This window comes from Pseudomonas sp. PDM26, from assembly GCF_019219185.1.
Taxonomy (GTDB): domain Bacteria; phylum Pseudomonadota; class Gammaproteobacteria; order Pseudomonadales; family Pseudomonadaceae; genus Aquipseudomonas.
On record NZ_JAHUWC010000004.1, the window covers coordinates 227,626 to 252,352 of the forward strand.

The window sequence follows — 24,727 nt, forward strand, 5'->3', positions numbered from 1 at the left end:
ATTCAGGTTGTCAATGCGTCCGGCTGATAGCCCATGCGCCAACTCACTGCTCGTGTGGCAGACAGCAAACGCTGCGCCGCGGGACCGTTTTCATCGGCATGGAACAGCGAGGTCGGCCCGACCACGGTCAGTACTGCCGCAATCTTGCCCATGGCGTTGAATACCGGTGCCGACAAGGCATCTACACCGGGCATCAACAATCCATGCACATGATGCAGGCCCCGTTGGCGGATCTGTTCGCACGTCGTCGTGTACGCCTGATCGTCCGCCAAACTGTGGGTGGCGCTGCCTTGCAACTCCTGGTCGCGCAGGTCCACGGTTTCACGCCTGGGCAGGTAGGCGCCAAATACCAGTCCTGTCGAAGAACTGAGCAATGGCAACACCGAGCCCAGTTGTGTCACCACCGTCACCGCACGCACCGCCGGTTCGATATGCACCACGGTCGCGCCCTGGTTACCCCATACCGCCAGAAAACAGGTTTCGTTCAAGTCGTCACGCAACTCGGCCAAGGGCAGGGCGGCAACTTTCAGCACGTCCATACTGTTGAGTGCCGCCAACCCTACGCGCAAGGCTTCGCGGCCCAGACCGTAATGGTTGGTGGCGGCGTTCTGTTCGGCAAAACCGCTGGCGATCAGGGCCTGCAAATAGCGATGAACCTTGCTCGCCGGCATCTGCACGTGTTCTGCCAGGCGCGACAGCGAAGTCGAGGGCGACAACTCGGCCAGAGCCTTGAGGATGTCGGTGCCAACCTCGGCCGAGCGGACTTTCTGTTTGCCGTTGCTGTCGCTGGTAGGTTTTTCCATGGTGGCGGTTTGATCCTGTAACGAATGGGCGTCTTTATAGCTTGACGGTCAACATCAATCAAATTACGTTATGCGTAATCGAATTACGATAAAAATAACCGAGGCAGGCCAGTCACTCTTCAAAAGGTGACCGGCATTGCCGACTCCCTGTTCAGGAGGCTCCATGAACTCCGATTCAACGACGCCAGCGCTGGCCTACCTGTCAGGCTTCGGCAACGAATTCAGCAGCGAAGCGTTGCCCGGCGCACTGCCCGTCGGCCAGAACTCCCCGCAAAAAGCCCCGTACGGCCTCTACACCGAACTGTTCTCCGGCACGGCGTTCACCATGCCGCGCAGCGAGGCGCGGCGCACCTGGATGTACCGCATTCAGCCGTCGGCCAATCACCCGGCATTCGTCAAACTGGACCGGCAACTGGCCGGCGGCCCGCTGGGTGACGTGACCCCCAATCGCCTGCGTTGGAACCCGTTGGAGATTCCTGCCGAGCCGACCGATTTCATCGACGGTCTGGTGAGCATGGCGGCCAACTCGGGCGCGGAAAAACCGGCCGGGATCAGCATCTACAACTACTGCGCCAACCGTTCCATGGAGCGCGTGTTCTTCAACGCCGACGGCGAGATGTTGCTGGTGCCTGAACGGGGGCGCCTGCGCATTGCCACCGAACTCGGCGTGCTTGAACTGGAACCGCTGGAAATTGCCGTCCTGCCACGCGGTCTTAAATTCCGCATCGAACTGCTCGACCCGCAAGCCCGCGGTTATGTCGCCGAAAACCATGGTGCGCCGCTGCGTCTGCCGGACCTGGGGCCGATTGGCAGCAATGGCCTGGCCAATCCGCGGGACTTCCTGACCCCGGTGGCGGCCTACGAAAACCTGCAACAACCCACCACGCTGGTGCAGAAATTCCTCGGCCAGTTGTGGGCGTGCGAGCTTAATCATTCGCCGCTCAACGTGGTCGCCTGGCACGGTAATAACGTGCCGTACAAATATGACCTGCGCCGTTTCAACACCATCGGCACCGTCAGTTTCGATCACCCTGATCCGTCGATCTTCACGGTATTGACCTCGCCAACCAGCGTCCACGGCCTGGCCAACCTCGACTTCGTGATCTTCCCGCCGCGCTGGATGGTGGCCGAGAAAACCTTCCGTCCGCCGTGGTTCCATCGCAACCTGATGAACGAATACATGGGGTTGATCCAGGGCGAATACGATGCCAAGGCTGAAGGTTTTGTGCCCGGCGGTGCTTCGTTGCACAGCTGCATGAGCGCCCACGGTCCCGATGGTGAGACTTGCACCAAAGCGATCAACGCTGACCTCAAACCGGCGAAAATCGACAACACCATGGCGTTCATGTTCGAGACCAGCCAGGTGTTGCGCCCAAGCCGTTTCGCCCTCGATTGCCCACAACTGCAAAACACTTACGATGCCTGCTGGGCTGCGCTGCCCGCCACTTTCGACCCGACCCGGAGATAACCCATGACGCAGACTTCCATCACTCGCAGCTGGGTTGCATCCGCCAACGGCCATGCTGATTTTCCGCTGCAAAACCTGCCGCTGGGCGTGTTCAGCCTCAATGGTTCGGCACCGCGCAGTGGCGTGGCCATCGGCGAGCATATCTTTGATCTGCAAGCAGCCCTTGAAGTCGGGTTGTTCGATGGCGCCGCGAAGGCTGCGGTAGAGGCTACTTGTGGCGGCCAGTTGAATGCGTTCTTCGAACTGGGCCGCGAGGCCCGTGTGGCCCTGCGTGAACGCTTGCTGGAACTGTTCGCCGAAGGCAGCACCCTGCACGGCAAGATCGAAGCCCAGGGCGCAAAACTGCTGCCGCTGGCGGTGGATTGCGAGATGCACCTGCCGGCGAAAATCAACGATTACACCGATTTCTACGTCGGCATCGAGCACGCGCAGAACGTCGGCAAACTGTTCCGTCCCGACAACCCGCTGCTGCCGAACTACAAGTACGTGCCAATCGGCTACCACGGTCGCGCGTCGACCATTCGCCCATCCGGTACTGACGTCCGCCGCCCGAAAGGCCAGACATTGCCGGCCGGTCAAACCGAGCCGACCTTTGGCCCTTGCGCGCGCCTTGACTACGAACTGGAACTGGGCATCTGGATCGGCCAAGGCAACGACATGGGCGACTCCATTGCCATCGGCGACGCCGCCGATCACATCGCCGGTTTCTGCCTGCTCAACGACTGGTCGGCACGGGACATCCAGGCCTGGGAATACCAGCCGCTGGGGCCGTTCCTGTCGAAGAGTTTCATCACCAGTATCTCGCCGTGGGTCGTCACCGCTGAAGCGCTGGAACCATTCCGTCGTGCCCAGCCTGCGCGTCCGCAAGGCGATCCGCAGCCGCTGCCGTACCTGCTCGACAAGCGCGATCAGGCCGCTGGCGCGTTCGACATCGAACTGGAAGTGCTGCTGCTCACCGAGGCCATGCGTGATCAGAACCTGCCGGCCCATCGCCTGACCCTGAGCAACACCCAATACATGTACTGGACCGTGGCGCAAATGGTCGCGCACCACAGCGTCAACGGTTGCCAACTGCAGGCCGGTGATCTGTTCGGTTCGGGCACGTTGTCGGGTCCTGAGAACGGCCAGTTCGGCAGTCTGTTGGAAATTACCGAGGGTGGTAAAAAACCGATCGAGCTGGCGTCGGGCGAGGTGCGTAAATTCCTCGAGGACGGCGACGAAATCATCCTGCGCGGACGTTGCCGCCGTGACGGTTTTGCGTCCATCGGCTTTGGCGAATGCCGCGGCAAAGTGCTGCCGGCACGCTGAGAGGAGCGGTGCATGGAACTCTATACCTACTACCGTTCGACGTCTTCGTACCGGGTGCGTATTGCGTTGGCGCTCAAGGGCCTGGATTATCAATCCTTGCCAGTCAACCTGATCGCACCACAGGGGGGGGAGCATCGGCAGCCACCTTATCTGGGTATCAACCCGCAGGGCCGCGTGCCGGCCTTGCGCACGGATGAAGGCGAATTGCTGATTCAGTCTCCCGCGATCATCGAATACCTGGAGGAGCGTTATCCACAAGTGCCACTGCTGTCCAGGGACCTGACTGCCCGTGCTCACGAACGCGGCGTGGCGGCAGTGATCGGCTGCGATGTGCACCCGCTGCACAACGTCAGCGTGCTCAATCGGCTGCGCCAGTCGGGCTACGACGAACCGCAGGTGGTGGAGTGGATCGGCCACTGGATCGGCCAAGGGTTGGCCACGGTAGAGCAGTTGATCGGTGATGACGGTTACTGCTTCGGCCCCGAGCCTGGGTTGGCGGACGTCTACTTGATCCCGCAGCTGTACGCGGCCGAGCGTTTCAATGTTTCTCTTGAAGCTTATCCGCGAATCCGGCGAGTGGCGGCATTGGCGGCGACGCACCCGGCGTTCATCAAGGCGCATCCGGCGAACCAGCCAGACACGCCTTGAGTCAGAAGCAGGATCAAAAGATCGCAGCCTCGTAGGAGCTGCCGCAGGCTGCGATCTTTTGCTTTTAATGGACGATGGCGTTCGGCGGCAAATGCCCCAACCGTTCCGTCAGGCGAATCCGCTGGATCGGATCGTCGCTGAGCAGCAGTGCATGCTCCAGGTCAAAACGCTCGGCGTTCGGGCAATCCAGCCGCTGGTACAGGCTGGCCCGGGCCAGATAGTCGGAGGCACTGGCGTCGCCCAGTTCCAGGACGCGATCGGCGTCGATCAAGGCATTGATGAAATCGTCGTGGGACAGGTACAACTGGCGCAGGTTGCGCGACAGCCGTTGCAGCATCTGCACCGGCTCGGCGGTTACCAGGTGCTCGGCGCTGAGCTTCATGTTCGGGCCGTACTGGCGCTGTAACAACTCCCGACAATCGTTCGGATAAAGACGACGACCGCCGCAGGGATCGAGCAAATGATCGGCGCCCGGCACCCGCAGCAGGAAATGCCCGGGGAAGTTGACCCCGACCAGGGGAATTTCCAGGCCCCTGGCCAACTCCAGCGCAATCAGCCCCAACGTCAAGGGTTGCCCTCTTCGGCGTTCCAGTACCTTGTCCAACAGGGCCACTTGCGGGCGCAACGGCGTGAAATCGTCCTGGGCAAAGCCAAGGTCGTTCATGCGCCGCAGCAGCGGCTGGGCCAGTTCACTGACCGGCAGCATCGGCAAGCCGCCACTGACCCGTTGCTGCAACGCCTGGAAATCGGCCAGCAGTGCTTGCGGCTCCACCTCGCTGTCGTGCTCGACCGCAATCCACAGTGCCGCCTCGAACAGCGCGGGCGGTGAACGTTGCAGGCAGGCGAAAAACGATTGGCGCGGGGTCATCAAAATCTCCGGGCAATGCCTCGTTTTAGCCCCCTCTCTGGCGTTCGTCCAGTGCCGTACAAGGTCGGATGCAGGTTATTTCCTAAAGCTTGGATCGTGGCCGTGCTTATTCCGGTGCGCTTCTGCAATTTTTGGGCGCAAGCCTATACTGGCGTCTACAAGAAGTGATTCGGGAGCCTTACGATGTTCGCTCTCATGCAAAGCACCCGCCTTGAATCGCTGCATCTGAGCGTCGACTCGGTCACCGGGTTGAAGGCGGTCATTGCCATTCATAACAGCCGGCTGGGGCCTGCCCTGGGTGGTTGTCGTTACCTTGCCTACCCCAGCGACGAATCCGCGATCGAGGATGCTGTGCGCCTGGCCCAGGGCATGAGCTACAAGGCTGCACTGGCCGGGCTGGCGCAGGGGGGAGGTGTGGCGGTCATTGTCCGCCCGGCCCATGTTGCAAACCGCAGCGCGCTGTTCGAAGCCTTCGGGCGCTGCATCAATCAGCTTGATGGTCGCTACATCACCGCCATCGACAGCGGCACTTCGGTAGCGGACATGGATTGCATCGCCCAACATACCCAGCACGTCACCAGCACCACGTCGGCGGGAGACCCGGCGCCCCATGCGGCGATGGGCGTATTCGCCGGCATTCGCGCCACTGCCATGGCGCGGTTGGGTAGCGATAATCTCGAAGGTTTGCGCGTAGCGATTCAAGGCTTGGGCAATGTCGGCTATGCCCTGGCGGAGCAGTTGCACGCCGCCGGTGCCGAACTGCTGGTCAGCGATATCGATCACGGCAAGGTGCAATTGGCCATGGAGCAACTCGGTGCGCACCCGATCGCCAACGAAGCGCTGCTCAGCACACCTTGCGATATCCTTGCGCCCTGCGGTTTGGGCGGAGTGCTGAACAGCCACAGCGTGACGCAACTGCGCTGCTCGGCAGTGGCCGGTTCGGCGAACAATCAACTGACCCATCTGGACGTCGCCGATCAGTTGGAACGGCGGGGCATCCTGTATGCGCCGGACTACGTGATCAATGCCGGCGGTTTGATCTATGTTTCGCTCAAACATCGGGGCGAAGAACTGGGAACCATCACCGCGCACCTGTCGAAAATCAGTTCGCGACTCACCGAAGTCTTCGCCCACGCCCAAGCGGAAAAACGCTCACCGGCCCGGGTGGCGGACGAACTGGCGGAGAAAGTGTTGTACCGGTGAATCAGGCATGAGTTTTCCACAGGCATGAAAAAGGCCCTGAGCCATTCGACTCAGGGCCTGCTCAATTTGCGCGTTGCTTACTTGGCGGCTTTGGGGGCCTTGGCAGGCTTGGCCGGGGCGATCGGCTCAGCGGCTTCAACGACCTCGAGCACTGCGACAGGCGCTGCGACTTCAACCGGTGCGCTGAGCAATTCGGACAGAGCGTCCGGCTGGCTCTTGAACGCCTTGGCGAACACTTCGCGATTCTTCGCCATGTAGATTCCAGCTTCTTCCACTTGCTGCTCGGTCAGGGACGGAACGGCTTTTTGCAATACTTCAGCCAGCAATTCGGCCAGCTCGAGCATTTTGTCATGACGGTCAGCTTCGGCTTTATCCATGAACAAGCGCTCCAGATCTCGGCTGCTGCGGTATACCACTTCGACGGCCATTCACCACCTCACATGCCTTCACATTGGTTGTCGATTTCGACTACTGTATTTTTATACAGCTAAAAGGATAAGCGAATCCCTGTCTTTTGGGTAGTGGCTTTTTAATGTAGACCGGATATCCGGATTTGCATTGTTCCCTGTGGGAGCGGGCTTGGTCCGGGCGGCGTTCCGACGAAGAGGCCGGTGAAATTGCCACAAAAGTGTCCAGCAGCAGACCATCCTCATCTCACTCGATAGCCTCTGGCCTTTTTTCTGCATGCAGAAAAACCGTCACGTCCAACCCGCATCATCCGGTCGAGCCGACCTAAGGAAGCAGCATCGTGAAAATCAACTGGGCCGAAAAACTGCGGCAGAACGTGCATGGACTGGCCGAGTCCCTGGGCAATCTGTTCGTCGAAACCTTCCACTACCTGGCGCTGTTCGCCATTGGTGCGGTGACCGCGTGGGCGGCGGTGATGGAATTCCTCGGGATGATCGAAGAGGGGCACATCAAGATCGATGACATCTTGCTGCTGTTCATCTATCTGGAACTGGGAGCGATGGTCGGGATTTACTTCAAGACCAATCACATGCCGGTGCGCTTCCTGATTTACGTGGCGATCACCGCGCTGACGCGGCTGCTGATCTCCAACGTTTCGCACCACAACCCGCCGGACCTGGGGATCATCTACCTGTGCGGCGGGATTCTGCTGCTGGCGTTTGCGATTCTGGTGGTGCGTTATGCTTCGTCGCAATTTCCTTCGGTGAAGATCGAGAACCCACACCGCAAAACAGGTGCGGGCTCCAGTGAGCATCCGGAAGTAGAAAAGGGCGAGCTTTAAAGCCCAATGGCGGGTCGGGGCCGGCCTTTGGTGGAGGGTGGCGGCAGGTTGCGCGTGCCGCCATCGGTCATGGATTCGAGGATGGCCACGGCACTGTCGCCTTGTTCGATGGCAATGCCGAATTGAATGCTTTGAACCAGACGCCTGAGACGCTGGGGGTCATTGCGTTGTTCGGCGCTGATCATGCGTTTGGCCACCACGCGGCCACTGTTGGACAGGGTCAGCATGATGCTGCCGTCCAGGCCCTGAATGCTCAGGTTGATCTGGTAATCCGCTGCAAAAGCATCGGTAATGAGCTGGAAAGGGTTGTCCATGATGCGTCACCGCCTGATTGAACGTGCAGTTGTTGACCGGCCGTGATCGGGTTGGTTCGCAATGCCTGACCACCGGCCATCTCGCCATCATTGTTCCAGCAAGGTAGTAGCAAGGCTCATGCCGGAAAAAATGTCGGACAAAAAACCCGTTCTGTAGGAGCGAGCTTGCTCGCGATGGTCGTGAACGATAACGCGTTAAAAAAGATGGTTCGTGGCGCCTGAGGTTTTTTTCGCGAGCAAGCTCGCTCCTACAGGGGCCGCGTTTTCTGCACGTTTCAGGGCAATAAACCTCGACGTGCCTCCAAAGCGATCAACATTCCACCCAGTTCACCGCCAGTCCGCCCCGCGACGTCTCTTTGTATTTGTCGTGCATGTCGGCGCCGGTGTCGCGCATGGTGCGAATCACCCGGTCCAGGGAAATGAAGTGCTGGCCGTCGCCACGCAGGGCCATTTGCGTGGCGTTGATGGCTTTCACTGCGGCGATTGCGTTGCGCTCGATGCACGGCACTTGCACCAGTCCGCCAACCGGGTCGCAGGTGAGGCCGAGGTTGTGTTCCAGGCCGATTTCGGCGGCGTTTTCCAGCTGCTCCGGGGTGGCGCCAAGCACCTCTGCCAGGCCGGCGGCGGCCATGGCGCAGGCGGAGCCGACTTCACCCTGGCAGCCGACTTCGGCCCCGGAGATCGATGCGTTTTTCTTGCACAGGATGCCGACGGCCGCTGCACCCAGGAAGAACGCAACTACGTCGTCGTCAGACGCATCGGCATTGAATTTCATGTAGTAGTGCAGCACCGCCGGAATGATCCCTGCCGCGCCATTGGTAGGCGCCGTGACCATGCGCCCGCCGGCTGCGTTTTCTTCGTTCACGGCAAGGGCATACAGGTTGACCCATTCCATTGCCGACAAAGTGGACGTAATGACATTCGGCTTGCCGATTTCCTGCAGGCTGCGATGCAGTTTCGCCGCTCGACGTGGAACATTCAGACCGCCGGGCAGGACGCCTTCGTGGCGCAAGCCTTGCTCGACGCATTCACGCATCACCGACCAGATATTCAGCAGGCCCTGGCGGATCTCGGCATCACCACGCCATGCCCGTTCGTTGGCCATCATCAGTTCGCTCACCCGCAGCCCGTGCTCGTTGCACAGCTTGAGCAGTTCGGCGGCGCTGGAGAAATCGTAAGGCAGCACCACATCGCCAGCCGGTGCGATACCGGATTCGGCTTCGGCCGCTTCGATGATGAACCCGCCGCCCACCGAGTAATAGGTTTGCTCGAACAGTTCGCCGGTTTCACTGAAGGCTGTCAGAGACATGGCGTTGGGGTGGTAGGGCAGGCTTTCGTCTAGCAGCAGGAGATCGCGTTGCCAGTCGAAGGCAATTTGCGTTACGCCTGCCAGGCACAGTTTGCCGGTTTCGCGCAGGGTGTGAATACGGCTGTCGATGGTGGTGGGATCGATGCGGTCGGGCCATTCGCCCATCAGGCCCATGACGCAGGCGCGGTCCGATGCGTGGCCGACGCCGGTCGCTGAAAGAGAGCCGTAGAGACGAATTTCCACGCGACGCACATCAACCAGAAAACCCTGATCGACCAGTGCCTGGGCAAAGGTTGCGGCGGCGCGCATCGGACCGACGGTATGGGAGCTGGACGGGCCGATGCCGACTTTGAAAAGATCGAAAACACTGATAGCCATGCTAAAGCCTTTACATGAAATGGAAGAGGAGTCGCCGCCATTTTTGTAGGACAAGCGCAATGTCGGCGATACTGCCCTTCAAGGTCCTACGTGACCAACGAAAATTCCTAAGACATCCTTTAGCAGGACTAAACGATGAGTCGTCAATTGCACGCCCAGACCTATGTCTGGTTGAACGTGTTTGCCTGTGCCGCGCGGCACTTGTCGTTTACCCGCTGCGCCGAAGAGCTGCACATCACACCGGGGGCGGTCAGCCAGCAGATCCGTCAGCTGGAAGAACGCCTGGGTTTTCGCCTGTTTCACCGCCGTGCCCGCGGAGTCGAGCTGAGCGCCGAGGGCCAGCGCCTGGCCGTTACCGTCAACGAGGCCTTTGGCAGCATCGACGCGGAATTGCGGCGTCTGGATGCGGGCATGATCAGCGGGATTCTGCGGGTACGTTCGATTCCGTCGTTCCTGAGCAAATGGCTGACGCCGCGCCTGCCGCGTTTGCAGCAGCGTTTTCCGGATATTCAGTTGCGCCTGGTAGCCGAGGACAGCAGCGTGCCGTTGCATGAAGGCGACTTCGACCTGGCAATCGACCTGAACGACGGCAGCTACCCCGGTCTGTTATCCACAGCCTTGCTCGATGAGCAGATTTTTCCGGTGTGCGCGCCGAGCCTGTTGCGCGGTCGTCCGCCGCTGCACGGTCCGGCAGACCTGATGCACTTTCCCTTGCTGCACGACATCACCGCCTGGCGCGGCAGCTATGAGTACGCGGAATGGGAGTTTTATCTCAACGCCATCGGCTTCGAGGGGGCGGATGTGCGACGCGGGCATACCTTCAATCGCAATCACCTGACGATCGAAGCGGCCATCGCCGGGATGGGGGTGGCGATTGCCCGACGGACACTGCTCAACGATGAGCTGGAGCGTGGGGCGTTGATCGTGCCGTTCGGGCTGGCGGTGCCCAATCACAAGCGCTACATGCTGCTTTACGCACCAGGGGCGTTGAGCCATCCCGGCGTGCGTGCGGTACATGACTGGCTGGTGGAAGAGGCGGGGATTTTTCGCAGCCTGCACCCGTTGGGGGAGCGGCAGATGTAAGGAATTTTGACCGATAAGCAGGGCGACCCAACTCCCGACAGTAACAGTGCTTTTGCTCGTTGTCCGGTTTTTTTTGCGTATGAATATTTATCTTTTTTCAGGGGTTGAATTGTTCAGCGTACAGACCGATTGTGTAAGCAAGAGGTCACGGTGATGACGCCCAAGGGCTTAGCTGACCGGCCTCTCGCGAGCTAGCTGAAATAAGGGATGAACTATGCAAATCCAAGTCAATAGCGATAACCATATTCAAGGCAGTAAACGACTGGAGGAGTGGGTACGTACGACCATTGAGAGCACGCTCGAACGCTACGAAGAGGACCTGACACGGGTCGAGGTTCACCTGCGGGACGAGAACGGCGACAAGCCGGGTCCCCACGACATGCGCTGCCAACTGGAGGCGCGGCCGAAAGGCCATCAACCGGTTTCCGTCACCCATAAAGCCTCCACCATGGAGCAGGCTATCGACGGTGCAGCCGTCAAACTTGAACATGCGCTGGAGCATATGTTCGGCAAATTGCGCGGCAAACGCGCCAATGTGGTGCCCATCGAGAGTGGCGCCCATGCCGACCATCTACTGGAAGAAGAGTTTCTTGAGAACGAACAGGCAGCGCTTAACGGCTGACACCTGATTCACTTTATTACCTTCCCATGAAAACGGGCCTGCATTGCAGGCCCGTTTTGTTTTCGGTGGCTTTTGGATTCCATGGCCATTGGCTGGCTGTGGGGGCAGCCAGGTTTGCGGTGCAACCAACGGGCGTAATAGCGGGCTGCACTCGATCTTTTTGCATATGAGAATATTTATCATTAATATTGCGGCCTTGCCGGCCCCCTGACACTGTCGTGGCCTCCCCGGTTTTCAGGTCGAAACATGAACGATGATCACTCTGCCCCCCGACCCCCACGATATCGAACGCGACGAACAGCGCGGCGACCGTGCGCATTTTCTCCAAGTGTTTCTCTCCCGGCGTTCACAAATGGAAGCGCTGGTGAGTCGGCGCGTCGGTTGCCGGGCGACGGCGGCTGACCTGGTGCAGGACTTGTTCCTGCGTTTCTGGCGGCGGCCGCTGGTGCAGGTCGAGGAGCTCGGCACTTATCTGCTGCGCTGCGCCGGCAATATTGCCATCGACCATTTGCGCAGTGAAGGCACGCGGGTCCGGGCCAGCGAAGGCTTGATGGTGGAACCACCGGACAGCCACGGCAGCGGACCGCAAGCGGCGCTGGAGGCGGGCAACGATTTGCGCCACGTTGAAGCGGCGTTGCGCGCATTACCGGAGCGCACGCGGCAGATCTTTTTGCTTAATCGCATTCACGGCCGCAAGTATGCCGAGATCGCCACGGCCATGGGTTTGTCCCAAAGTGCCGTGGAAAAACATATGATGCGCGCCCTCGAAGCCTGCAAGGCCAGCCTTCGGGAACCAGAATCGCGTACGCCAGGGAAAGCACCGTGAACCACTTCGAACGCGTCATTCCGACGCCCGCTCAGGAGCAGGCCGCGTTGGCCTGGCTGAGCCTGTTGCATGACCAGCCCAGCAGTGGTGACCAGGCGACGTTCAGCCAGTGGTTGCAAGCCGACCCCGCCCATGCCGAAGCCTATGCCCAGGCGCAGGTCATGTGGGAGTTGAGCGAAGGACCGGCGCGCGCACTCGCCGATGAAGACGCCTTTGCCTTGCAGGGGTATCTCAACGCCATGGACAAGTCACGACGCAGCAGGGGCGGGCGCTGGTCCGGTGTGCTGGCGATGGCCGCGTGCCTGCTGTTGATGATCAGTCTCGGCACAGGCTGGCAGCCGATGCGCTGGATTGATGACCTGGGAGCGGATTACGTCTCGGCGCCAGGAGAGATCCGCACCGTCACCCTGGCGGATCAGTCGCAGGTGACACTGGATGCCGATAGCGCCATCGCCGTGGATTTCAGTCGCGGTGAGCGGCATGTGCAACTGCGTCGCGGCGCCGGTTTTTTCAGTGTCACCCACACCGGCGAGCCGTTTGTGGTGGACGCCGAGAGAGGCCAGGCGCGGGTCCTGGGTACGCAGTTCGAGGTCCGTTTGCAGCCCCACGGTGCACAGGTCACGGTGCTGTCGGGACGGGTTGGCGTGACGGCGGACCAGAACGCCGAACAGCAAATTCTCACCGCTGGCGAGCAAGTCGCCTACGGCGAAGGCTCGGCGGAAAAACTCCACGCCGTGGACAGCGAAGCGCAGTTGGCATGGCGCCAGGGCTGGCTCAATTACTACAAGGCGACATTGGCCGATGTGGTGCTGGATTTGGCGCGCTATTACCCAGGGCGGATCGTGCTGCTCAATGATGAACTGGCGACGCGGCGGGTCAGTGGCAGCTTTCCGAGCAGGAACCCGCAGGCGGTGTTGAGTTCGTTGCAGGGGGTGTTGGGGTTTGAGCAGCATCAGGTGTTGGGGCATCTGATTATTTTGCGTTGATCCGGCCGGCCTCTTCGCGAGCAAGTCGAATCGTCGCACCGCCGCTCCCACAGGTGAATGCATTCCAAATAATGTGGGAGCGGGTTTACCCGCGAAGAGGCCAGTTCAATCACCCCATCACCCTGAATAAAAATATTTTCAAATTGTTGTGAGGTAAACCCGACTGCCATCCGTGTACTGACTGAAACTGCGAGTCATTCGCATCCGTTGCGGTTCTACACAGGTCATGAGTCATGAAGTCCAGGGCAAAATCGGGGTCGGTCAAACAATGGTTGGGTGTGTCTGCGTTGAGCTTTTCGGCATTGGCGTTGTTGCCGCTGAGCGTGGCGCTGGCCGCAGAGGCGGGCAGCAGTCAGTCGCGTGGGCAATTCAATTTCGCACTGGCCGCCAAACCGCTGCCCCAGGCCCTGAGTGATTTCAGCCGGGTGACCGGCATCAGCGTCGTCTACACCGATGAAGCGCCGTACGGCCTCAATGCGCCAGCGGTCAATGGCCAGATGAGCGCCGAACAGGCCCTGCAACGTCTGCTCACCGGTTCGGGATTGACGTTCCGCCGCACCGATGGGCACACCATTGCACTGGAACCACGGCCGACCGAAGGTGCGTTGAACCTGGGCGCAACCACCATTACCTCGGTGATGGATGAGTCCATGAGTTACCAGCCGCCACCGACTTCTTCGGTGATGCGCTCCTCGGCCCCGATTCAGGAAATCCCGCAGACCATCAATGTCGTCCCGGCCCAGGTCATTCGCGACCAGGCTCCGCGCAATCTCGATGACGCCCTGGCCAATGTCAGCGGCATCACCCAGGCCAACACCCTGGGCAGCACCCAGGACTCGGTGATGGTCCGCGGCTTTGGCGACAACCGTAACGGCTCGATCATGCGCGACGGCATGCCGATCGTGCAGGGTCGTGGTCTCAACGCCAGCGTCGACCGGGTCGAAGTGCTCAAGGGGCCTGCCTCGTTGCTCTATGGCATCCAGGATCCGGGCGGCGTGGTCAACATGGTCAGCAAGAAGCCCGAGCTTGAGCAGTACAACGCGCTGACTGCGCGCGGTTCCAGCTATGGCGACGGCAAGAATGGCAGCGGTGGCGGACTCGACAGCACCGGTGCCCTCGGCGATTCCGGGCTGGCCTACCGCATGGTTCTGGACTACGAAGACGAAGAATACTGGCGCAACTTCGGTGTGCATCGCGAGAGCCTCATCGCACCGTCGCTGGCCTGGTACGGCGAAAGCACCAAGCTGTTGTTCGCCTATGAGCACCGCGAATTCCTCACGCCGTTCGACCGTGGCACTCTGATCGATCCACGGACCAACCATCCACTGGACATCTCGCGCAACGAGCGTCTCGACGAGCCGTTCAACAACATGCAAGGGCGTTCGGACCTCTATCACTTCGAGGCCGATCACGAGCTCAACGACAACTGGAAGGCCCATTTCGGCTACAGCTGGAACCGCGAAACCTACGACGCCAGCCAGGTGCGTGTGACTGCCATCGACACCAATAAGGGCACCCTGACCCGCAGCATGGACGGCACCCGGAATGCGATCAGCACCGACCGCTTCACCACCGCCAGCCTCGAAGGCAACGTGGATGTGTTCGGCATGCAGCATGACCTGCTGTTCGGCGTCGATGACGAGTACCGCAAGATTTTCCGCGAAGACCTGATCCGCCAGAAAAGTCGCACCACGTTCAGCTACGTGAACCCGATCTATGGCCAGGAAGTTCCGGGCACCACTGTCAGCGCCGCCGACAGCGCGCAGACCGATGAACTGCGTAGCGATTCGGTGTTCCTGCAAGATTCCATCCACCTCAACGACCAATGGATTCTGGTGGCCGGCGCGCGCTTCCAGGCGTACGACCAGTACGCCGGCAAAGGTGTGCCGTTCCACGCCAACACCGACAGCAACGGGCAGAAGTGGGTGCCGCGCGTGGGTCTTGTGTACAAATACACCGATGCCTTGTCGTTTTACGGCAGCTACACCGAGTCGTTCAAACCCAACTCGACCATCGCACCGTTGAGCGGCAGCAGCACCGTGCTTGACGGTGGCATCGCGCCGGAAGAAGCCAAGTCCTGGGAGCTGGGTGCCAAGCTCGATCTGCCGGGCCGCGTCACTGGCAACATCGCGCTGTTCGACATCAAGAAACGCAACGTGCTGGTGGCCAACGCCGAAGGCCCGACGACGATTTACAGTGCCGCCGGCGAAGTGCGTTCCCGTGGCCTGGAAGTGGACTTGAGCGGTCAGCTGACTGATCGCTGGAGCATGATCGGCAGCTACGCCTACACCGATGCCGAAGTCACCGAAGACCCTGTTTACAAGGGCAATCAACTGCAAAACGTGGCAAAGAACAGCGGCTCGCTGTCGGCCGTCTATGACTTCGGCACCATCGTCGGCGGCGACCAACTGCGGGTCGGCGCCGGGGCGCGTTATGTGGGAGAGCGCGCGGGCAACGCGGTGAACGATTTCGACCTGCCGGGCTACACCGTGGCCGATGCGTTCGCCACCTACGACACCAAAGTCGAAGGGCAGAAGGTCAAGTTCCAGCTCAACGTGAAGAACCTGTTTGACCGTACTTACTACACCTCGGCGGCGAGTCGGTTCTTTGTGTCGATGGGCGATTCGCGGCAGGTGACGTTGTCGAGCACCTTGGAGTTTTAACGGTAAACCGGGTCATCGTTCTTCGCGGGCAAGCCACGCTCCCACAGGGTCAGTGGGCGGATGCAAAATCCGCGGGCAACCGCGATCCTGTGGGAGCGTGGCTTGCCCGCGAAGGCGGTATCGCAGGCAACGAAAACCTGAAGTATGCCGGGCTAGCGCAAAAGCGCCTGTCGATACTCGCCGGGCGTTCCGCCCTGGGCCTGGCGAAACCGGTTGGTGAAATGGCTGGCACTGGAAAAACCACAAGCCAGCGCAATCTCCCCCAGTGGCTGCGAGGTCGTGAGCAGCAACTCCTGCGCCCGGTTCAGGCGTCGTGCCAGCACATACTGATGGGGTGGCAAGCCGAAGCTTTCGCGGAACATCCGTGCGAAATGGTATTCGGACAACGCGCACAACGCCGCTAACTGACCGAGACTGATGGCCTCGTCCAGATGGCTGTCGATGTACTCCACCAGATGTCGGCGCTGATGCGCGGCCAACCCACCTTTAAGGCGCAGGCCTTGCCGGGCATTCACCTGGCTGAGCAGGGCATGGCTGAGCAGTTCGTGGGCCAGGCTGCTGGTGAGCACGCGCTCGCCCGGCTCGTCCCAGTTCAGGGTGATCAATTGTCGAAAGCGCAGCGCCTGCTGCGGATCATCGAGAAAGGTCTGCTCGCGCAGTTGCATTTCCCGTGGCTCGCGATCCAGCAGGGTGATGCAACCGAGGGCAAATTGTTCGGGGCTGAAATACAGGTGCGCCAGGCGAATATTGCCATTGATCACCCAGCCTGACTGGTGGTCGGCCGGCAGGATGCACAGTTTATCCGGCCCCCCCTTGTTGCCGGGCTGGTCGCGGCGAAAGGTGCCGGTGCCGCCGGCGATGTAACAGGACAACGTGTGGTGGCTGGGCGCTTCGTATTCCTGGGCGTCGTGGTGATTGCTCCACAAGGCTGCAGACAAGCCGTCACCGAGCTCGGCGCTGTGCTCGAGGCGAGCATTCGGCGAGCGGTTGAGGGCTTGAAAGACTTGTAGGGTATCCAGTGCAGCCATGATCGTTGCTCTCTAACACCTGCATCCAACGCCTTGCATCCTACTCCGTAGAGGCGTGCCTGCCAGCGGTCGCCAGACAAAAGCGCAAGTTTATGCAAGTGCGCCTGGACGTGACGCCGGACACTGGGCACCTATCGAGGAGCCTTTGTCATGAACCTTTCTTTGTACTTGCTGACTGTGCTGATATGGGGCACCACCTGGATTGCCTTGAAATGGCAACTCGGCGTGGTGGCCATTCCCGTGTCGATCGTCTATCGCTTCGGTCTCGCTGCGCTGATGCTGTTCGTGATCCTGCTGCTCAGCCGACGCTTGCAAGTGATGAACCGTCGCGGGCACCTGATCTGCCTGGCTCAGGGCTTGTGCCTGTTCTGCGTCAACTTCATGTGCTTCCTCACCGCGAGCCAGTGGATCCCCAGCGGCCTGGTGGCTGTGGTGTTTTCCACCGCCACCCTGTGGAATGCCCTCAACGCGCGGGTGTTCTTCGGTCAGAAAATCGCCCGCAATGTGCTGATGGGCGGCGCGTTGGGCCTGCTTGGGCTGGGCCTGTTGTTCTGGCCGGAATTGGCCGGGCATACCGCCAGCCCGCAAACCCTGCTCGGTCTCGGTCTGGCCCTGTGCGGCACCTTGTGTTTCTCGGCGGGCAATATGCTCTCGAGCCTGCAACAGAAGGCCGGGCTCAAACCGCTGACCACCAATGCCTGGGGCATGGCTTACGGGGCGGCGATGCTCTCGGTGTGGTGTCTGGTCAAGGGCATTCCCTTCGACATGGAAATGAGCGCGCGTTACATCGGGTCACTGTTGTACCTGGTGATTCCGGGGTCGGTGATCGGTTTCACCGCCTACCTGACGCTGGTCGGCCGCATGGGGCCTGAGCGGGCTGCGTACTGCACGGTGCTATTTCCGGTGGTGGCGCTCAACGTGTCAGCGTTCGCCGAGGGCTATCAATGGACGGTGCCGGCGCTGTTGGGGCTGGTGTTGGTGATGTCGGGGAACGTACTGGTGTTTCGCAAGCCCAAGGCGCCGCAAGTGCTGGGCAACGGCAAGCTGGCTTGAGGGGGCGAGTGCTGAGTGACTCAGCGCTCGATTTTCATCGCGATGTATATCAAGAGCGGAAAAATGAAATCAATGATATATCGAGACCTGTCCTGGTAGTTCCAGGTCTTCGACTCATCCATGTTGAACCACTCGGCACCGATCACTTGAAAACCAACGTAATACAGAAAAAGGGCGATCAGCAACCCTATAAGTGCAGGTTTTTTAGCTTCGTGAAATTGTTCGCGGTTGGAGTTGATGTTTTTGTAAAGGTAATAGGTTCCAAGTAGGCAGCATAGGGTGTAGACCACTTCAAGTGTAATGATCAGCCAGTAAATGCGGTGGTGCAGTATGGTTGAAGTGATAGCCCTGTGTCTGTATTTGTGTTGATCATTGGTGGTGTCCATGCTCAGGATATGGCCAATGTATTCATAGTTGGTCGAGTAATCCGTGAAGTGGTTGTGTAGCATCAGCAATCCAAAGAGGCTAATAAATAACATCAGTGTGGCTTTGCTGAGTCGAATGACTTGATTTGTTGTGAGTCTGTTCAAGTTAGTGATCCTCTTTATTGTTCCCCGTGGTGTCTGGGTAAGTAAGAGAGTCTATAGCTTGGTATCATTGTTTGGTTGTTGACTGAATTGCAGGGTGTGTATTCAGAGAGTTGTTTAATAAGTTGAGAGTGACTTTTTTGTTTCAAACGGGCAGGCGCTTGTCACGTCTGCCCGTTTTGCGTTAACCCTTCCAGACTTGCGGGTTGACCAGGTCCTGCGGCCGCTCGCCCAGCAGGGCACTGCGCAGGTTGGCCAGGGCACGATTGGCCATGGCATCGCGGGTCTCATGGGTGGCCGAGCCGATGTGCGGTAAGGTCACGGCATTTTTCAGCTGGAACAGTGGCGACTCGGCCAGCGGTTCTTTTTCGTACACGTCCAGCCCTGCACCCCGAATGCGGTTGTTTTGCAGCGCTTCGATCAGCGCCGGTTCATCCACCACCGGACCACGGGAAATGTTCACCAGAATGGCACTTGGCTTCATCAACGCCAGTTCACGATGGCTGATCAAGTGTTTGGTTTTCTCGCTGAGCGGCACCACCAGGCAGACGAAATCAGCTTCGACCAGCAATTGGTCGAGGCTGCGCAACTGTGCGCCGAGTTCCTGTTCCAGTTCGGTCTTGCGGCTGTTACCGCTGTAGATGACCGGCATGTTGAACCCCAGGCGGCCACGCCGGGCGATGGCGGCACCGATGTTGCCCATGCCGACGATTCCCAATGTCTTGCCATGCACATCACAACCGAACAACGGCGCACCGACGCTGGCTTGCCATTGCCCGGCCTTGGTCCAGGCATCCAGTTCGGCGACGCGGCGCGCACTGCTCATCAACAGTGCAAACGCCAGGTCGGCGGTGCTTTCGGTGAGCACATCCGGCGTGTTGGTCAGCATGATCCCGCGTTCGTTGAAGTAGGCCAGGTCATAGTTGTCGTAGCCCACCGAGACGCTGGAGACCACTTCCAGCCTGGCGGCGTTTTCCAACTGGGCGCGGCCGAGTTTGCGACCGACGCCGATCAGGCCGTGGGCGTGGGGCAGGGCTTCGTTGAATTGGGCATTGATGTCGCCGTTTTTCGGATTCGGCACGATGACATCGAAGTCTTGTTGCAGGCGTTCGACCATTTCCGGGGTGACGCGGCTGAAGGCCAGGACAGTCTTTTTCATGGGAGGTGGGCTCGTCGGGCGGTGAAGAATGATGAGCACGCTAACATTCTTCGCGGGATTTGTGCGAGTCGTCAGGCGGTCAATGCAAGCTTGCAGCTTGCGGTGCGTCATCCAGTTATACTGCGGCACTTCTTATACTGTGGCATGCGGCTCGCTCACCGGGCCCGACACTTCATGCACCACCCGGAGCTTTCATGACTTCCCCGAAACAACCGCCGGTCGCCGACGCCTTGAGCGACGTGCAGGCAGAGCTGCCAGACAGCGTCGACTCCAGCGCCGACAGCGAAACCAAAGCCGAAATCCCGGCCTTCAAGTTCCCGTTCAAACCGGGCGAACTGGCGGCCGCCAAGGGCTCCAACCAGCCGTGGTACAAGAACGGCGCCAAGAACGGCCACACCAAGACACCGGGCATGGCGCCGCCGGGAACTCGTCGATCGATGGGTAAGCGCTAGGCCTTCATGCTGCGGTGCTTGACTGGCCTCATCGCGAGCAGGCTCGCTCCTACAGTGGATCTATGTCGTGCACAATATTCATGTTCACTGAAGATCCCTTGCAGGAGCGAGCCTGCTCGCGAAGGGGTCGGAACAAACACCTCAAATCCCGGATCAAGTCGCCCGCAACGAAATAAACGAGTAATTTGCCGGCGCATCCGCCGCCACTTGCGCACCTGCGGCCAACACTTGCTCCGCAATATCATCGCCCGACACATGAAACTGCCATTCACTGTCCCACTGAGGCAACGTTTGCCCAGCCAGGTCGTCGGCGATCGCAGCAAACTCCGTCATATCCGGCAGATATGCGGTAAACCCGTCGCCCTTCAGGGCCGTCGTGCGAATCCCCAGCAACGCACAAAGTGCATCCTTCATCAGAATGTCATCACGATCCGCCTGACGGGAACGCTGGATCAATTCCGATAACGCTCGGTCGACCAATTTGCCACCGACAATCAGCTCTGGCCCTGTTTCCCAGGACTCTGGCGGGCACTCCTTGGTGGTGGTGTTCAGGAGAATGTGCGGATTGATTTCCATCGGATAGATGCGACACACCAGCGGCCGGTGTTCGTAGATGCGGCAGCGGTTGTCTTCGTCAAGATTTCGGCAGGGTCCGACATTGTAGGCGGCGAAGGTGATCGCCACGTACGCGTCGGATTCGCCGCTGCGCACCGCCGCCGAACGGCGTTCGGCATGCTCCCGTTGTTGCACCGGCAGGCCCAGGCCGTTGTCCAGAAACGCTTCCACCAGCACGATCACCTGACCGCCGTCGGCTGCCCACATCCGGGCTTCGCTCAGGGTCAGGGGCACATGGTGGTCGTTGCAGCATTTGCCGCAGCCTACGCAGGAAAACGTTGTATTCATCGAGCGTTCGTTCGCATCACAGAGCATGAAACGACGACAGAATGCCGCCACAAAAGCCGCTATCGAAGCAAATTATGCGCCACTCAGTTGGCCTCGCCGGCCGGGCGAATGGAGTCCCATTCGGTGACGTACGCGGTTTTGCTCTTTTTGTTGTAGAGACACAATTCAGTGCCTTGCGCGCCTTTCATGTGTTTTTGCGGGTACTGGCCCTGGAGCAGCAGCGCGGTGTAGCCGACCCGGTCATCGAACTGCACGGCGGTGCCGACTGGTTTGCTGTCCTTCAGACCGCTGGTTTTGGTGCAGCTGGCGAGTACGGCTTTTTCGTAGGTGGCCCAGGCGTCGGGGCTGGAGGCGTGGGCCTGGACGGTAAGGGCGGTGAGGCAGAGCAGAATCAGGGGCGCAGCTTTCATGGTTCAGGCTTCCTTGGGCTGAGTGGCCAAGGCTGGAGTATGCCAGAGGGTTTTGTGGCAGTAGACCGTCCAACATTTTGGGGTCAGTCCAGTGACCGAGCCGATCACAAAACATGTGTAGGGCGCGATTCCTGTAGGAGCTGGCTCGCCAGCGAAGGCGGCATGTCAGAGCGGAACCGGCTCCCGTCGGACTGCATGCATCCCGACGCTTTCATACAAGCGCCGCGCCCGAAGGTTGTCTTCCAGTACCTTCAGGTCCACGAAGCCTTCACGCCGCTGCTGGAATACCTTGAACGCCTGCAATAACAGCGCACGGCCCAACCCCCGGCCCTGAAACCGCGGATGCACCACCAGGTTCTTGATGTAGGCACTGGTCCAGCACTGACACACACCCACCACACCTTCGGCATCCTGGGCAATGAAGCACAGGGCCGGGTCATATTCCGGATCGGTTTCGAACTGCCGTTGCCACATGTCCAGCGTGGCTACGCGCCCACCGCCGTCGAGATAACCGAGCTCCATCAGCCGGTGCACGGCGGCGCCCAGTTCGGGGCGGTATTCGCTCAGTTGCAGGCCGACCGGCCAATCGGGGGGCGGCACGACGACAGAGAGGTCGCGTCGCATCAGCCAGCAGTAATCTTCGGTCAACACTCAATAACCCTGTTCGGCGACAGCCTTGGCCGCGGTGATCAGGCACTGGGTCAATTCTGGCGAAGAGAATTTGGTCAGCACCGCGTTCGCCCCCGCCAGTCGAGCTTTCTCTGCGTTCATCGCACTGTCCAGCGAGGTGTGCAGCAGTACATAAAGATGCGCGAAATCCGGAGTTTCCCGCAGGGTGCGGGTGAAGGCGTAGCCGTCCATCTCTGACATTTCGATATCCGAGACGATCAGGTTGATCTGCTGCGCGGTGCCTTGCAGGTCCAGCAGGCAGTCGATGGCTTCCTTGGCGCTGCGGGCCGTATGGCATTGCAGGCCAAGGTTACGCAGGGTGTGCACCGATTGCTGCAAGGCAACCTGGCTGTCATCGACCACCAGGATGCGCGCGTTGCCGAGCAGTTCGGCGTCTTCCATGCTCAGTTCGGTCGGCGCCATTTCGATTTGTGCCGGGGCGATGCCGTGGATGACTTTTTCGATGTCCAGCACCTGAACCAGGGTGCCATCGACCGACGTCACGCCGGTGATGTAGGCGCGCAAACCACCGGGGCCGAAGGGCGGCGGGCGGATGTCGGTGGTCAGGCAATGGACGATCTTGCTCACGGCTTGCACGTGCAGGCCCTGCTTGGAGCGGCTGACGTCGGTGACGATCAGGCAGCCGCCGTTCGGGTCTTCCAGCGGGCGCTCGCCAATGGCACGGCTGAGGTCGATCACCGATAGTGAGGCACCGCGCAGGGTGGCGATGCCTTTGACGTGGGGGTGCGACTCCGGCAGCCGGGTCAGCGGCGGGCAGGGAATGATTTCACTGACCTTGAGCAGGTTGATCGCCATCAGCTTGCCGCTGCGCAAGGTAAACAGCAGAAGCGAAAGTGAGTCTGCGCGGGCTTTGGTGGAGGACATAGGAACCTTCTCTGGAAAAAGGTGACGGGCAATCCCGGGATCGCCAAAAACTTCGATGCCGGGTTATCGACTTGTCGGGGGCAGGCTTTAGGGTGAATACCCATCTCGGACCAAACACAGGACCATTGTGGCGAGGGGGCTTGCCCCCGTTCGGCCGCGGAGCGGTCGTAAATCTAGCGACTCGGTTTGACCGTGGAAAGCCAGGGGCCGCTTCGCGACCCAACGGGGGCAAGCCCCCTCGCCACAAAAACTCCACTCACCCTATAGCGACGCTATTTCATCCCCAACCGCTTGGCCATCCGCCCCAGGTTCGCCCGATCCAGGCCCAGTTCACGGGCCGCGCTTGCCCAGTTGTGGTTGTGCCGCTCCAGGCAGGCACCGATCAATTGACGCTGATAACGCTCGGTAGCTTCGCGCAAATCGCCGGCCACCAGTTGCGTGACGCTGGCAGCCGGCTGTTCGGCAGCGGCTTCAACGCTGGCGTTGGGCAAGTCCAGGTCGGCGGCGCTCAGGCTGAGAATTTTTGGCCGTTCCTTGCAATTGCCCAGGGCTTTCAAGGCGCTGCGGCCGATCAAGTGTTCGAGCTCGCGCACGTTGCCGGGCCAGTCGTAGGCCAATAGCGCGGCCTGGGCGTCGCTGTTCAGGCGCAGGCTATTGAGGCCCATGCGCGAGCGGTTCTGCTCCAGGAAGTAACCGCTGAGCAGCAGCACATCGCGCCCGCGATCGCGCAGGGCCGGTACCAGCAGCGGATAAACGCTGAGGCGATGGTAGAAGTCGGCGCGGTAACGGCCGCTGCGCACTTCTTCGGCGAGGTCGCGGTTGGTCGCCGCGATCAGGCGCACGTCGACCTGATGCTCCTTGTCCGAACCCAGTCGCTGCAGTTGACCGCTCTGCAACACCCGCAGCAACTTGGCCTGCACGGTCAGCGACAACTCACCGACTTCATCGAGAAACAGCGTGCCGCCGTTGGCCAGTTCGAACTTGCCGCGGCGGTCGTTCATCGCCCCGGTGAAGGCGCCGCGGACATGGCCGAACAACTCGCTTTCCACCAATGTGTCGGGCAACGCGGCGCAGTTGAGGCTGATGATCGGTTTGTCGGCGCGGGGCGAGGCGGCATGGATGGCCTGGGCCACCAACTCCTTGCCGACCCCGGTTTCGCCGGTGATCAACACGGTCAGGTCGCTGCCGCCCACCAGACTGATTTCTTCGACCAGGCGCTTGTGGGCCTTGCTCTGGCCGATCATCTCGCGAGTCTGCTGGCCGCTGGCCTGGCGGTAGACCTCGGCGCGCTGATGCTCATCTTCGACCCGGTTGTTCAAGCGCTCGATACGCTCGGCGGCGTTGACCGTGGCGGCCGCGAGGCTGGCGAAGGCTTGCAGGGCATCCAGCTCGATGGGCTCGAAGCGCTCCGGATCGAGGGCGTCGAGGGTCAACAGACCCCATGGGCGCTCGTCGATGAATAACGGGCAACCCATGCAGTCGTGGACTTCCAGATGATCATCCAGGCCATCGACCAGGCCGTCATAGGGGTCAGGCAAGTCGCTGTCGGCAGCGAAACGGGTCGGGCCAGGGCCGCTGAGCAGCGCTTGGAAACGCGGGTGCTCGCTGACCTTGAAGCGCCGACCGAGGGTATCGGTACTCAAGCCGTCGACGGCCAGCGGCACCAGCCATTCACCATCAAGACGCAGCAGAGCGGCGGCGTCGCATGGCAGCAGGGCGCGCATGGCTTCCAGCAGGCGGCGATAACGCTCGCCTTCAGGCAGTTCGCGGGACAGGTCGGAGACCAGAGGCAGCAGGGCGGTGAGCAGGGGTTTTGCAGTCATAGTGACTCCGTGTAGTCGGTATGACTATAAATCAGACAGTGTCTAAATGACTATTAAGTTATTAACTTATTGATTTATAAAGACTAAATA

General features: G+C 60.2%; 24 protein-coding genes and 1 pseudogene. 12 read left to right on the forward strand and 13 right to left on the reverse strand.

The features are described from left to right. Positions 1-2: 2 nt before the first annotated feature. Complete coding sequence (locus KW849_RS10505; RefSeq protein WP_115948080.1) at positions 3-803, reverse strand: IclR family transcriptional regulator; 801 nt, start codon at positions 801-803, stop codon at positions 3-5. 163 nt (positions 804-966) lie between these two features. Here KW849_RS10505 and hmgA point away from each other — a divergent pair, with 163 nt between their 5' ends. Genes hmgA through maiA form a run of 3 tightly spaced genes read left to right on the forward strand, consistent with a single transcriptional unit; the run spans position 967 to position 4,227 of the window. Then, complete coding sequence (gene hmgA / locus KW849_RS10510; RefSeq protein WP_218429354.1) at positions 967-2,271, forward strand: homogentisate 1,2-dioxygenase; 1,305 nt, start codon at positions 967-969, stop codon at positions 2,269-2,271. 3 nt (positions 2,272-2,274) lie between these two features. Beyond that, on the forward strand, positions 2,275-3,579 hold the full coding sequence (fahA, locus tag KW849_RS10515) for a fumarylacetoacetase (RefSeq protein WP_218429355.1): 1,305 nt from the start codon (positions 2,275-2,277) through the stop codon (positions 3,577-3,579). A gap of 12 nt (positions 3,580-3,591) precedes the next feature. After that, a complete protein-coding gene (gene maiA, locus KW849_RS10520; RefSeq protein WP_218429356.1) occupies positions 3,592-4,227 on the forward strand; it encodes a maleylacetoacetate isomerase in 636 nt (211 codons plus the stop codon). 64 nt (positions 4,228-4,291) lie between these two features. Here the strand turns inward: maiA and KW849_RS10525 are convergent, their stop codons facing one another. After that, positions 4,292-5,095, reverse strand: a complete 804-nt coding sequence (locus tag KW849_RS10525; protein ID WP_218429358.1) for a SirB1 family protein — start codon at positions 5,093-5,095, stop codon at positions 4,292-4,294. A 183-nt stretch (positions 5,096-5,278) separates the two neighbouring features. On the opposite strand from KW849_RS10525, the gene KW849_RS10530 reads away from it, so the two are divergent. Continuing rightward, positions 5,279-6,298 carry a Glu/Leu/Phe/Val dehydrogenase dimerization domain-containing protein gene (locus KW849_RS10530; RefSeq protein WP_218429360.1) on the forward strand — a complete coding sequence of 340 codons (1,020 nt, stop codon included), beginning with the start codon at positions 5,279-5,281 and terminating at the stop codon, positions 6,296-6,298. Between the two features lie 188 nt (positions 6,299-6,486). On the opposite strand, the pseudogene KW849_RS10535 reads toward KW849_RS10530, so the two are convergent. Beyond that, positions 6,487-6,726, reverse strand: a pseudogene (locus KW849_RS10535) (YebG family protein); the annotation flags it as partial. Between the two features lie 320 nt (positions 6,727-7,046). On the opposite strand from KW849_RS10535, the gene KW849_RS10540 reads away from it, so the two are divergent. Next, positions 7,047-7,547, forward strand: coding sequence for a phosphate-starvation-inducible protein PsiE (locus KW849_RS10540; protein ID WP_108218253.1), 501 nt, complete (start codon positions 7,047-7,049; stop codon positions 7,545-7,547). Here the strand turns inward: KW849_RS10540 and KW849_RS10545 are convergent. Both KW849_RS10545 and KW849_RS10550 read right to left on the reverse strand, forming a co-directional pair. Continuing rightward, positions 7,544-7,861 carry a DUF3509 domain-containing protein gene (locus KW849_RS10545; protein ID WP_218429363.1) on the reverse strand — a complete coding sequence of 106 codons (318 nt, stop codon included), beginning with the start codon at positions 7,859-7,861 and terminating at the stop codon, positions 7,544-7,546. The two genes, KW849_RS10540 and KW849_RS10545, sit on opposite strands and share 4 nt — an antisense overlap. A gap of 310 nt (positions 7,862-8,171) precedes the next feature. Further along, entirely contained in the window at positions 8,172-9,548 is a 1,377-nt protein-coding gene (locus KW849_RS10550) for an L-serine ammonia-lyase (protein ID WP_218429365.1), read from the reverse strand. A 135-nt stretch (positions 9,549-9,683) separates the two neighbouring features. On the opposite strand from KW849_RS10550, the gene KW849_RS10555 reads away from it, so the two are divergent. The 5 genes from KW849_RS10555 to KW849_RS10575 all read left to right on the forward strand — a co-directional run bounded on the left by KW849_RS10555 (position 9,684) and on the right by KW849_RS10575 (position 15,728). Further along, positions 9,684-10,631 carry a LysR substrate-binding domain-containing protein gene (locus KW849_RS10555; protein WP_108218256.1) on the forward strand — a complete coding sequence of 316 codons (948 nt, stop codon included), beginning with the start codon at positions 9,684-9,686 and terminating at the stop codon, positions 10,629-10,631. A gap of 214 nt (positions 10,632-10,845) precedes the next feature. Continuing rightward, positions 10,846-11,253, forward strand: coding sequence for an HPF/RaiA family ribosome-associated protein (locus KW849_RS10560; protein WP_108218257.1), 408 nt, complete (start codon positions 10,846-10,848; stop codon positions 11,251-11,253). A gap of 253 nt (positions 11,254-11,506) precedes the next feature. Then, complete coding sequence (locus KW849_RS10565; protein ID WP_218429366.1) at positions 11,507-12,079, forward strand: RNA polymerase sigma factor; 573 nt, start codon at positions 11,507-11,509, stop codon at positions 12,077-12,079. Next, positions 12,076-13,065 (forward strand): FecR family protein, encoded by a 990-nt coding sequence (locus KW849_RS10570; protein ID WP_218429368.1) that lies wholly within the window; start codon positions 12,076-12,078, stop codon positions 13,063-13,065. Before KW849_RS10565 ends, KW849_RS10570 begins: the two co-directional genes overlap by 4 nt. A gap of 233 nt (positions 13,066-13,298) precedes the next feature. Continuing rightward, the gene (locus tag KW849_RS10575) at positions 13,299-15,728 is read left to right on the forward strand and encodes a TonB-dependent receptor (RefSeq protein ID WP_218429370.1); all 2,430 of its coding nucleotides are present in this window, start codon (positions 13,299-13,301) and stop codon (positions 15,726-15,728) included. 152 nt (positions 15,729-15,880) lie between these two features. On the opposite strand, the gene KW849_RS10580 is transcribed toward KW849_RS10575, so the two are convergent. Next, positions 15,881-16,756 (reverse strand): helix-turn-helix domain-containing protein, encoded by an 876-nt coding sequence (locus KW849_RS10580; RefSeq protein ID WP_218429371.1) that lies wholly within the window; start codon positions 16,754-16,756, stop codon positions 15,881-15,883. A 150-nt stretch (positions 16,757-16,906) separates the two neighbouring features. Between KW849_RS10580 and KW849_RS10585 the strand changes: the two genes are divergently transcribed. Then, positions 16,907-17,809, forward strand: a complete 903-nt coding sequence (locus KW849_RS10585; protein WP_218429373.1) for a DMT family transporter — start codon at positions 16,907-16,909, stop codon at positions 17,807-17,809. A gap of 20 nt (positions 17,810-17,829) precedes the next feature. Here KW849_RS10585 and KW849_RS10590 read toward each other — a convergent pair whose 3' ends face one another. Continuing rightward, positions 17,830-18,339, reverse strand: a complete 510-nt coding sequence (locus KW849_RS10590) for a DUF2165 family protein (protein WP_218429375.1) — start codon at positions 18,337-18,339, stop codon at positions 17,830-17,832. A 181-nt stretch (positions 18,340-18,520) separates the two neighbouring features. Beyond that, the gene (locus KW849_RS10595) at positions 18,521-19,495 is read right to left on the reverse strand and encodes a D-glycerate dehydrogenase (protein ID WP_218429377.1); all 975 of its coding nucleotides are present in this window, start codon (positions 19,493-19,495) and stop codon (positions 18,521-18,523) included. A gap of 194 nt (positions 19,496-19,689) precedes the next feature. On the opposite strand from KW849_RS10595, the gene KW849_RS10600 reads away from it, so the two are divergent. Then, entirely contained in the window at positions 19,690-19,947 is a 258-nt protein-coding gene (locus KW849_RS10600) for a hypothetical protein (protein ID WP_103394221.1), read from the forward strand. Positions 19,948-20,100: 153 nt separating this feature from the next. Here the strand turns inward: KW849_RS10600 and KW849_RS10605 are convergent, their stop codons facing one another. The 5 genes from KW849_RS10605 to norR all read right to left on the reverse strand — a co-directional run bounded on the left by KW849_RS10605 (position 20,101) and on the right by norR (position 24,637). Continuing rightward, positions 20,101-20,850 carry a YkgJ family cysteine cluster protein gene (locus KW849_RS10605; protein ID WP_218429378.1) on the reverse strand — a complete coding sequence of 250 codons (750 nt, stop codon included), beginning with the start codon at positions 20,848-20,850 and terminating at the stop codon, positions 20,101-20,103. A gap of 83 nt (positions 20,851-20,933) precedes the next feature. After that, the gene (locus tag KW849_RS10610) at positions 20,934-21,260 is read right to left on the reverse strand and encodes a hypothetical protein (protein ID WP_218429380.1); all 327 of its coding nucleotides are present in this window, start codon (positions 21,258-21,260) and stop codon (positions 20,934-20,936) included. A gap of 165 nt (positions 21,261-21,425) precedes the next feature. After that, entirely contained in the window at positions 21,426-21,884 is a 459-nt protein-coding gene (locus tag KW849_RS10615) for an N-acetyltransferase (protein WP_218429508.1), read from the reverse strand. A 27-nt stretch (positions 21,885-21,911) separates the two neighbouring features. After that, complete coding sequence (locus KW849_RS10620) at positions 21,912-22,814, reverse strand: chemotaxis protein CheV (RefSeq protein WP_218429381.1); 903 nt, start codon at positions 22,812-22,814, stop codon at positions 21,912-21,914. Positions 22,815-23,086: 272 nt separating this feature from the next. Next, positions 23,087-24,637 (reverse strand): nitric oxide reductase transcriptional regulator NorR, encoded by a 1,551-nt coding sequence (norR, locus tag KW849_RS10625; RefSeq protein WP_218429382.1) that lies wholly within the window; start codon positions 24,635-24,637, stop codon positions 23,087-23,089. Positions 24,638-24,727: the final 90 nt, after the last annotated feature.

Excerpts from the sequence above, each read along its gene's own strand:
- KW849_RS10620 (WP_218429381.1), bottom strand. The coding sequence starts at position 22,814 with ATGTCCTCCACCAAAGCCCGCGCAGACTCACTTTCGCTTCTGCTGTTT.
- KW849_RS10600 (WP_103394221.1), top strand. The coding sequence starts at position 19,690 with ATGACTTCCCCGAAACAACCGCCGGTCGCCGACGCCTTGAGCGACGTG.
- KW849_RS10560 (WP_108218257.1), top strand. The coding sequence starts at position 10,846 with ATGCAAATCCAAGTCAATAGCGATAACCATATTCAAGGCAGTAAACGA.
- KW849_RS10595 (WP_218429377.1), bottom strand. The coding sequence starts at position 19,495 with ATGAAAAAGACTGTCCTGGCCTTCAGCCGCGTCACCCCGGAAATGGTC.
- KW849_RS10575 (WP_218429370.1), top strand. The coding sequence starts at position 13,299 with ATGAAGTCCAGGGCAAAATCGGGGTCGGTCAAACAATGGTTGGGTGTG.
- KW849_RS10530 (WP_218429360.1), top strand. The coding sequence starts at position 5,279 with ATGTTCGCTCTCATGCAAAGCACCCGCCTTGAATCGCTGCATCTGAGC.
- KW849_RS10580 (WP_218429371.1), bottom strand. The coding sequence starts at position 16,756 with ATGGCTGCACTGGATACCCTACAAGTCTTTCAAGCCCTCAACCGCTCG.
- maiA (WP_218429356.1), top strand. The coding sequence starts at position 3,592 with ATGGAACTCTATACCTACTACCGTTCGACGTCTTCGTACCGGGTGCGT.
- KW849_RS10585 (WP_218429373.1), top strand. The coding sequence starts at position 16,907 with ATGAACCTTTCTTTGTACTTGCTGACTGTGCTGATATGGGGCACCACC.
- fahA (WP_218429355.1), top strand. The coding sequence starts at position 2,275 with ATGACGCAGACTTCCATCACTCGCAGCTGGGTTGCATCCGCCAACGGC.
- KW849_RS10525 (WP_218429358.1), bottom strand. The coding sequence starts at position 5,095 with ATGACCCCGCGCCAATCGTTTTTCGCCTGCCTGCAACGTTCACCGCCC.
- KW849_RS10605 (WP_218429378.1), bottom strand. The coding sequence starts at position 20,850 with ATGAATACAACGTTTTCCTGCGTAGGCTGCGGCAAATGCTGCAACGAC.
- hmgA (WP_218429354.1), top strand. The coding sequence starts at position 967 with ATGAACTCCGATTCAACGACGCCAGCGCTGGCCTACCTGTCAGGCTTC.
- KW849_RS10505 (WP_115948080.1), bottom strand. The coding sequence starts at position 803 with ATGGAAAAACCTACCAGCGACAGCAACGGCAAACAGAAAGTCCGCTCG.
- KW849_RS10550 (WP_218429365.1), bottom strand. The coding sequence starts at position 9,548 with ATGGCTATCAGTGTTTTCGATCTTTTCAAAGTCGGCATCGGCCCGTCC.
- norR (WP_218429382.1), bottom strand. The coding sequence starts at position 24,637 with ATGACTGCAAAACCCCTGCTCACCGCCCTGCTGCCTCTGGTCTCCGAC.
- KW849_RS10610 (WP_218429380.1), bottom strand. The coding sequence starts at position 21,260 with ATGAAAGCTGCGCCCCTGATTCTGCTCTGCCTCACCGCCCTTACCGTC.
- KW849_RS10565 (WP_218429366.1), top strand. The coding sequence starts at position 11,507 with ATGATCACTCTGCCCCCCGACCCCCACGATATCGAACGCGACGAACAG.
- KW849_RS10615 (WP_218429508.1), bottom strand. The coding sequence starts at position 21,884 with ATGCGACGCGACCTCTCTGTCGTCGTGCCGCCCCCCGATTGGCCGGTC.
- KW849_RS10545 (WP_218429363.1), bottom strand. The coding sequence starts at position 7,861 with ATGGACAACCCTTTCCAGCTCATTACCGATGCTTTTGCAGCGGATTAC.
- KW849_RS10555 (WP_108218256.1), top strand. The coding sequence starts at position 9,684 with ATGAGTCGTCAATTGCACGCCCAGACCTATGTCTGGTTGAACGTGTTT.